Below are 7,930 nucleotides of genomic sequence, written 5' to 3' on the forward strand. Positions count from 1 at the left end.
CCCGGCCCGGCCCGCCCCGCCCGCTCAGGCGAAGAGTTCACCGAGCAGTTCGGGGCCGATCGGGATGCGGGCCGGGCGGTACGCGGGGGGTTGCGTGCCCATCAGGGTGCGGACCAGGAAGTCCCAGGCTCGGGTACGGACGTGGGCCAGGCAGTCGATGAACGTGTGCTCCGCCCCGGGCACGATGAGCAGCTCGAAGTCCTTGTCGGCGGCCAGGAGCCGGTCGGCCAGGCGCAGCGTGTGGGACGGGTGGACCTGGTCGTCCAGCTCGCCGTGCACCAGCAACAACGTGCCCGTCAGCCGGTCCGCCAGGTCCACGTTGGACGTACGGGCCCACGCCTCGGGGTTGGCCGCGCCGTCGTAGGTCTCCACGAAGCCCGGGTTGAAGAAGCGGGCGTCGTGCGAGCCGGAGAGGGCGACCGCGGCTTTGTAGAGGTCGGGGAAGTCCAGCATCGCCCGCGCGGCGGCGAACCCGCCGCCGGAGTGGCCGAACGCGCCGACCCGGTCCAGGTCCATCCACGGCCGGGTCCCCGCCAACTGCCGCAGCGCCGCGACGTGGTCGGCCAGGCCGCCCGCGTCGGCCAGGCGACCGTACGAGGCGTCGTGGAAGGCCTTGCTCCGCCCCGGGGTGCCCCGCCCGTCCAGCGCCACCACCACGAAGCCCAGCGCCGCGAGGGGCTCCGCGTCGAGGCCCGTGCCGCCGGGGTCGAAGCACGGGGCGACCCGGTTGACCTGCGGGCCGGGGTACAGGTTGTCCACCACCGGGTAGCGCAGGGAGGGGTCGAAGCCCCGCGGCCGGTACAGCACCCCGTAGAGGTCCGTCACCCCGTCGGCCGCCTTCACGCGGAACCGCTCCGGCGCCGTCCAGCCGGTGGCGGTGAGCTTGCCGATGTCGGCGCGCTCCAGTTCGACCAGCACCCGACCGGCCCAGTCGCGTACGCGGGACACCGGCGGGGTGTCGACCGTCGACGCCGAGTCGAGGAAGTACTCCTGGTGGTCCGGGACGGTGACGACGTGGTCCAAGGCGTCATCGGTGACCCGGGCGAACCCGGAACCGTCCAGACCGACCCGGCACACCGTGCGCCGGTACGGATCCTCCTCGATCAGCCCGGCGGCGGTGAAGTACACCACGCGCTCGGCCTCGTCGACGCGCAGGATCTGCCGCACTCCCCACGACCCGGAGGTGACCTGCCCGAGCAGCGCGCCGGTGCGCAGGTCGTACCGGTACAGGTGGCCCCAGCCGTCCCGCTGCGAGTACCACAGCACCTCGTCGGCCAACACCCTGACGATCGGCGGCTCGTAGAGCCACTGGTTGGGATCCACCCGGGTCCCCCCGCTCTCGCCGAGCACCGTGGTGACCTCGCCGGTGACCGGGTCCAGTCGGTACAGGGTGAGCGTGCGCAGGTCGCGGGGCCGGTCGAGGTAGTACACCGCCGAGCCGTCCGGAGCCCACCACGCCCACTTGGTCAGGATCGGCGACACGTTCGGCATGAGCAGCGGCTCGGCCCGCGCGCGGACCACCGTGCCCGCCGCGACGTCCAGTACGACGAGCTCGGCCCGCGGCAGGTTCTCGTCCCCCGGGTAGGCGTACCGCTGGGTGTGCAGGAGCGGCGCGGAGCCGTCGGCGGGCGCGGCCTCCACGAGGTGGGTCCGGCGGACGTCGCGCTCGTCGGTGCGGTGCGCCAGCACCTTGGTCGAGTCGGGCGACCAGAGGATCGCCGGCGGCAGGTGCGGCAGGCCGATCTTGCGCAGCAGGGTGCTGTTGCCGGTGGACTGCGGCCCGGCGCCGTACCCGTGATCGGGCTCGCCGTCGGTGGTCAGCTCCCACTCCCGGTCGTCGGACAGGGAGCGCGCCCACAGGTCGCCCTCCCGCCGGGACACCGCGACCTTCCCGTCGGGTGACAGCACCTCCAATGGGTTGCCCGCCGGGGTGAACTCGGCCCGCTCGCAGACGTAGTCGTCCAGCCGGCAGCGCCAGTACGCGCCGAACGCGCCGAACTCCACGGCGTCCCCGGCCGCTTCGTAGCCCGGGAACGGCAGCGCCTCCGGGTCGACCTCCTGGCCGGAGGCGGTGGCCAGCGCGGTGGCGAGCCGGGCGTGGTCGAACGCGGGCTCACGGGTCCCCGCCGCGGGGTCGACCCGTACGAACCGCCGGCCGACGCCGTTGCTCACCGCGTACCGGAAGCGGGTGCCGCCGGCGATCCACTGCGGCCTGACCTTGTCACCGACGACGAGCTCGCCGGGGCGGGCGGGCCGGCGAAGGAGCTGCTCGGCGGCCCGGTAGTCCTGAGTGGTGCTCATCTGCGTCGTCATCCTCGGGGGTCGTTACCGGTTACGGGGTGCGGGGCTCGTTCAGTGGCTGCGGGCGGTGATGTCGCCGTACGAGGTGGTGGCGCGGATGGTGAGGGCGGCGGCGGGACCGTCGGCGTTGTTGAGGGTGTTGTGGATGCGGCCGTAGCGGGTGCCGGCGTCGAGGGTGGCGGAGGTGTGGCGGGCGGCGCCGATGGTGATGTCGCCGTGCTCGGTGCGCAGGTCGACGGTGCCGTGGGTGGCCTCGGTGACGAGGAGGTCGCCCTTCTGCGTGCGGATGTCGGCGGATCCGCCGAGCCGGCCGATGTTGATGTCGCCGGCATGCAGGGCGAGGCGGGCGTTGTTGACTTCGTCGAGCTTGACGGTGGCCTGTGCGGCTTCGAGGGTGACGTCGCCGAGGCGTCCGACGCCGCGGAACTCGACGGCGGCGGTCGTGGCTTCGACGTGGGAGCCGGCGGGGAGTTGGACGGTGATCTCGACGGATCCGGGGTGCCCGAGGACACGGTTCTTGGCGGCGGCGGCGGCGATCCGCAGGGTGCCGTCGCGGAAGTCGGCGGTGGTCCGTTCGGCCGCCTTGACGTCGCGGGCCTTGGTGGGGTCGGCGGGCAGGATCTCGACGGTGGTGTCGGGGCGGTCGGCGGCGATGAACCGGATGTGGCCCGCGGGGACGTCGAGGACGGCCGAGACCGGGGCGGGGGTGGCGAACTTCAGCATGGTGGGCTCCTTCATCTGCGGCGGGCGCTCCGTCGGCCCGTCGTTTCCGATGAGGGAAACATTAAGTTGCGTTCACCTATTGGGCAACACCGTCGTTGCGCATGTCTGTCATTTATGCAGTTCAGATGCTCAATTTCGTTGCAACATGGATGCCTTTAACGCAACGAACGGCATCACACGCGTTGCAATGAACCTGCGATGAACGCTTTACTGGCGACACCATCGAACCCGAAGGAGCCCGCGATGCCGGCAGCTCGACTCACCCCGAGGGAACGTCGACGGATCGCGCGGGGAGTGGCCGACGGCCTCCCCTACGCCGAGATCGCCCGGAGCCTCGACCGGCCGACCTCGACCGTCACCCGTGAGGTACGGCGCAACGGCGGCCCCACCGCCTACCGCGCCGGCCCGGCCCACCGCGCCGCGCAACGCCGCGCCCACCGCCGCGGGAAGCCCGCGAACCGGGGCCCGGAGCCGTCCGCGCGGGCGTGCGGGCGTGACGCCGAGGCGGTGCGCGCGTACGAGGAACAGCTCGCGGCCGTGCTCATGCGATCGGGGCTGCCCCGGATGGCGGCCCGCGTGCTGGCCTGCCTCTGCACCACCGACGAAGGCGCCCTCACCGCGCCCGAACTCGTCCGACGGCTACAGGTCGGCGCCGCCTCGGTCTCCAAGGCGATCGCGTTCCTCGAAGACCGGGGGCTCGTCCGCCGGGAACGCCACGAAGGGCGCCGGGAGCACGGCGAACGCCGCAGCCGCGAGCGCTACCTCATCGACGACGACGCCCTGTACCGATCGACGGTGGCCGCCGCCCGCGCCACCGCCCACCTCGGCCTCACCGCACGACAGGGCGTGCGCGTGCTCGGCCCCGGCACCCCGGCCGCGGCCCGCCTCGAAACCGTCGCCCGCTTCGTCGACTTCGTCTCCGAGAGCGTCGCCCGCACCGCGGAGCACGCCCGCGCCGTCCTCCACACGGGGCCCGCGACACCTTCGGACGGCACCACCTGACCGTGCCGCGTCCCGACCGCGTCGGGGCCGCGTCCGCGCCGCGTTCGGCTCGCGCACCGGAACGCCCGGCGGGCCGCCCGTAGCGGGCCGCAGGTGCCCGGATACCCGCCGGTACGCGAACGGCGTGGGCGTCGTGCTTCCCGTCGGCCTGCGCGGGTAGCCGACGGAAGACGGAAGACGGACGACGGAATACGAACGACAGCACACGGCAGTCGGGTAAGGAGCAGTAGTGATCACTCAGGACCAGCTCACGGCCATGGCGGGATGCGCGGCGCACACGGACCAGGGGCAGCGCCTGGGACAGGTGGAGTACGTCCTGGTCGACGACACCACCGGCAGGCCCGAGTGGGTGAGGATCACCGACCGGGCCTCGGGCCTGGGCGGCGTGTTCGTCCCGCTCCGGACGGCCGAGTGGAAGGACGGGCGCCTGGTGGTGCCGTACCCGGTGACCCTGATCGAGCAGGCACCCTGCGCCGCGCTGGACTGCGGGAGCGTCCTGTCCGTGTCGGAGGAGGAGCAGCTGTACGGGCACTACGGGGTGCGTCCCGCACGCGACGAGGTCAACGCGGAGGGCGACGCCGGGTGGGCGGTGATGGACCGGGCACAGGTCATGCGTGAGGGTACGACCGGCCAGGAGCACGCCGTCTCCCGCCTGCGGCCGGTACAGCCGGGACGATGAGTCGGGCGCCGGGAGCCCCGCGGCCCGCCCGCCGAGGAGCGTGTCACCCCGGCGTCGCGCCGGCCTCCGGGCCGTGGCCGACGCCGGGACCGGCGACCGGTCGGATCACCGTTCGGCGGGGGCCGGTTCGTCCAGGGCGCGCTTGAGGTTGCGCAGGGTGGTACGGATGTTGCGCTGCTGGAAGTCGGCGAAGGTGTGCCCCCGCGTGGCGATCCGGTCGAAGGCGTGGGCCACGAAGTCGGGCCACGAGCGGCGGTCGTCGGTCCACGTCTCGGTCACCCGGGTGCCCTCCGGGACGGGCTCGAACCGGTACTCCCAGGTGGCGATGGGACCGCGTACGCGCGGCCGGCGGACGCCGATCGCGTGCACCCGGAACCGGAACAGACGGCCCTCCTCGACGGCCGTCACGGTGCACCGGGTGGTCCACCGGAAGGCGCCGCGCTTGTTGCGACCGTCGAACACCATGCCCACGCGCGCGTCCGCGGCGCCGCCGTGCACGGTGGCGCCGAGGTTCTCCGGGCTCCAGTCGCCCATCCGGGCGGGATCGGAGACCCTCCGGTAGACATCGGCGGGCTGGGCAAGGACGACGATGCTGTCGGACACCGTGAACGTACGAGGCATGGGACTCCCCTCTCGGCTGCCGACGCTACCCTCGGACGCCCCCGCCGGCTACCCCGCGGTAACTTCGGCGGCCGGCAGCCGCCGCCGGCCCGGGCGGTCGACCACCACCGTCGGGGCCGGCGCGGGAGCGTCAGAGTTCCGTCGCGGCCCGGTCGGAATCGCTGCGCAGAACGCAGAACTCGTTGCCCTCGGGATCCGCGAGGACGGCCCAGCCCGAGCCGTCGGGATTCCGGTGGTCGCCGACGAAGCGGGCACCGAGGGCCATCAGCCGGTCCACCTCCTCGTCGCGGGAGGTCTCGGGTCGCAGGCACAGGTGGATGCGGTTCTTGCCCGTCTTGGCCTCGGGCACCTGGTTGAAGTACAGCACCGGCCCCTCGGTCAGGAGCACCTGGGTCTCCAGGTCCCCCGGTTTGTCCTCCGGATGCAGTGGACAGCCCGTCGCACTGCTCCAGAACCGGGCCAACTCATAGGCATCCGCACAATCGATCGCCACGTTCTGCACTACCGAAACCATGAGCGCGAGCCTTCCCGATCCCCGCGCCGAACGCCACCGGGTTGTGCCCGCGAAGCGGCCGGGCGGGCCGGAAACCCGTCACCCCGGCGCCCGTGGTGTGGCGGTGGCCCGGTCAGAGGCCGGTGGCGCCCTCCACGGTCAGGAGTACGCCGATCACGGCCAGGACCACCGCCGTCACGGCGGAGTTGTGGGTCTCCAGCCAGGTCCTCGCCCGCCCCAGCGGGGCGAGGACGCGCTCGCCCAGAACGAGGTGCGACAGCAGGGGCAGCGCGACGGTGGACACGGCGATCGCGGTGAACACCGCCACGGCGACGCAGGCGCCGGCGGTGCCCAACTCGGCCGCGCCGACGGTCAGTCCGGCCGCCGCGGTCAGCAGGAGGTTCTTGGGGTTGGCGAGCGAGAGCAGCAACCCCCACCGCAGCCCCTTGGCCGGCGTGGCGGCGCTGAGGGCCCGCATCCACGCCGGGGTGTCCTTCGAGGCGCCGGAGCGCCACTGCCCGAGCGCCAGCAGGATGAGCACGACACCGAGCACGGCCTTGGTCCAGGACGCCCAGGTGGGTGTCTCCTCCTGGCGCTCGATGACCGAGGCGAGGGCGGTGCTCGCGGTCGCCACCATGAGGATTCCGACCGTCCAGCCGGCGAAGAACGCGCCGGCGGCCGCCCGGGGCCGAGGCGCGAACAGCAGGAGGATCGCGGGCAGGACGGGGAAGGGGGACAGGGCGATGCCCAACGCGAGCGGTGTCACCTCGGCGAGTACGACGCCCACGGGCCGGCCACCTTCCTCCCGGGACGGGCGGGCCCCGCGGGTCCAGGACTCGGCTGCGCAATCTACCCGTCGGTCCGTGCGACCGTCGGCCTCCCGCGCCGACGCCGAGCCGTGTCGCCGCGTCGCGCGCCACCGGCCCCCCGCGCGGCGCACCGCCAACCGGAACGAAAGCCCCGAGCGTGCCGCGCCGTGCGCCCGGGGAACAGGAATACCTCGTATGCATGATCGAGGGAAGCGGGGGCACTCGGAGTCTCGGAGGTAATAACTATGGTTCCCCTGCTTCTTGTTCTTCTGCTCGCTCTGATCCTTTTCGGTGCCGGTTTCGCGGTGAAGATCCTTTGGTGGGTCGCCATCGCCGTTCTGGTGCTGTGGCTGGTCGGATTCGTCGCCCGTCCCAAGGGTGGTAGCGGTCGGTGGTACCGCTGGTAGACACGCCGCTGTTCTGCGGCGATGTGGTGTGGGGCCCGCCCCGGTCGAGGGGGCGGGCCCCACATCCATGTGCGCCGCGATTGTTATGGACGGCCTTTCCCGGGTAGGCGCGGTGGTGGCCTGGGCGGTCGCCGGGAGCAGTCGGGAACCGACGCCTCCGAACCCGCCGGCCGCCCAGGTCCCGGCCCGTCCGGGAGCGTCGGAAAGATTCATCGCTTTCCGGGTGTGAGGCGAATTCGCCGGGGCAGGCGAGTTTTTGTGAGTGTGAGGCGGTCCGTAGCTCGGGAATTCCCGGGGACGGGCGCCGAGTTCCAAGCCTTATTGGAGGGTTTCGTATGACCGAGAACGTGTGGGGCTACCGCGAGACGTCCGGCCGACTGACCGGCGTGGACCTGACGGACCTGACGGGCTACAAGGTCGAGGCCGCCGACGGCTCCATCGGCAAGGTCGACAAGCACTCGGACGAGGTCGGCTCCGCCTACATCGTGGTCGACACCGGCCCGTGGATCTTCGGCAAGGAAGTACTCCTCCCGGCCGGCACGGTGACCCGGATCGACCCGGGCGAGGAGAAGATCTACGTGGACCGCACGAAGGAGCAGATCAAGAACGCTCCGGAGTTCGACAAGGACAAGCACCTCGGCAACGCGGAGTACCACCAGCAGGTCGGCGGCTACTACGACGGCCCCCGAGGCGTCTGAGCACATTCGACGCGCGCGACGGATCCGACGCGCGCGTCGACCGCATCCGCGGTCCGAGCGTGGGCGCGAGGCGGACGACCGGCAGTACCCGGAGGGGGGGGGGGGCCACCCACCGGTTGCCCCCCCCCCCCCCCCCGTGGTGCCCGGTTAGTGGGGGTTGGGGGCCTAGTTGACCTCGCCACGGTGGGCCCCCGCGG

Annotated in this window: 9 protein-coding genes; 4 read left to right on the top strand and 5 right to left on the bottom strand. The window is 72.5% G+C overall.

The genetic code is table 11. The features are described 5' to 3' along the window. Positions 1 to 24 precede the first annotated feature (24 nt). On the bottom strand, positions 25 to 2,301 hold the full coding sequence (locus ACFY0I_RS36250; RefSeq protein ID WP_388903842.1) for a DPP IV N-terminal domain-containing protein: 2,277 nt from the start codon (positions 2,299 to 2,301) through the stop codon (positions 25 to 27). Positions 2,302 to 2,352: 51 nt separating this feature from the next. Further along, positions 2,353 to 3,024: a DUF4097 family beta strand repeat-containing protein gene (locus ACFY0I_RS36255; RefSeq protein ID WP_388903843.1), complete on the bottom strand. Its 672-nt coding sequence runs from the start codon at positions 3,022 to 3,024 to the stop codon at positions 2,353 to 2,355. Between the two features lie 243 nt (positions 3,025 to 3,267). On the opposite strand from ACFY0I_RS36255, the gene ACFY0I_RS36260 reads away from it, so the two are divergent. Further along, positions 3,268 to 4,026 (top strand): helix-turn-helix domain-containing protein, encoded by a 759-nt coding sequence (locus ACFY0I_RS36260; protein WP_388903844.1) that lies wholly within the window; start codon positions 3,268 to 3,270, stop codon positions 4,024 to 4,026. A gap of 229 nt (positions 4,027 to 4,255) precedes the next feature. Beyond that, complete coding sequence (locus ACFY0I_RS36265; protein WP_388903846.1) at positions 4,256 to 4,705, top strand: PRC-barrel domain-containing protein; 450 nt, start codon at positions 4,256 to 4,258, stop codon at positions 4,703 to 4,705. Between the two features lie 105 nt (positions 4,706 to 4,810). Here the strand turns inward: ACFY0I_RS36265 and ACFY0I_RS36270 are convergent, their stop codons facing one another. The 3 genes from ACFY0I_RS36270 to ACFY0I_RS36280 all read right to left on the bottom strand — a co-directional run bounded on the left by ACFY0I_RS36270 (position 4,811) and on the right by ACFY0I_RS36280 (position 6,606). Next, entirely contained in the window at positions 4,811 to 5,326 is a 516-nt protein-coding gene (locus ACFY0I_RS36270; RefSeq protein ID WP_388903847.1) for an SRPBCC family protein, read from the bottom strand. A gap of 130 nt (positions 5,327 to 5,456) precedes the next feature. Further along, positions 5,457 to 5,840, bottom strand: coding sequence for a VOC family protein (locus ACFY0I_RS36275; protein ID WP_388903849.1), 384 nt, complete (start codon positions 5,838 to 5,840; stop codon positions 5,457 to 5,459). A 112-nt stretch (positions 5,841 to 5,952) separates the two neighbouring features. After that, positions 5,953 to 6,606, bottom strand: coding sequence for a GAP family protein (locus tag ACFY0I_RS36280; RefSeq protein ID WP_388903850.1), 654 nt, complete (start codon positions 6,604 to 6,606; stop codon positions 5,953 to 5,955). Between the two features lie 267 nt (positions 6,607 to 6,873). Between ACFY0I_RS36280 and ACFY0I_RS36285 the strand changes: the two genes are divergently transcribed. Together ACFY0I_RS36285 and ACFY0I_RS36290 are read left to right on the top strand one after the other, a co-directional pair. Further along, positions 6,874 to 7,035 (top strand): hypothetical protein, encoded by a 162-nt coding sequence (locus ACFY0I_RS36285; RefSeq protein WP_053676175.1) that lies wholly within the window; start codon positions 6,874 to 6,876, stop codon positions 7,033 to 7,035. Positions 7,036 to 7,370: 335 nt separating this feature from the next. Then, on the top strand, positions 7,371 to 7,733 hold the full coding sequence (locus tag ACFY0I_RS36290) for a PRC-barrel domain-containing protein (protein WP_388903852.1): 363 nt from the start codon (positions 7,371 to 7,373) through the stop codon (positions 7,731 to 7,733). The last annotated feature ends 197 nt before the right edge of the window (positions 7,734 to 7,930 follow it).

This window comes from Streptomyces sp. NPDC001568, assembly GCF_042893755.1.
Taxonomy (GTDB): Bacteria; Actinomycetota; Actinomycetes; order Streptomycetales; family Streptomycetaceae; genus Streptomyces.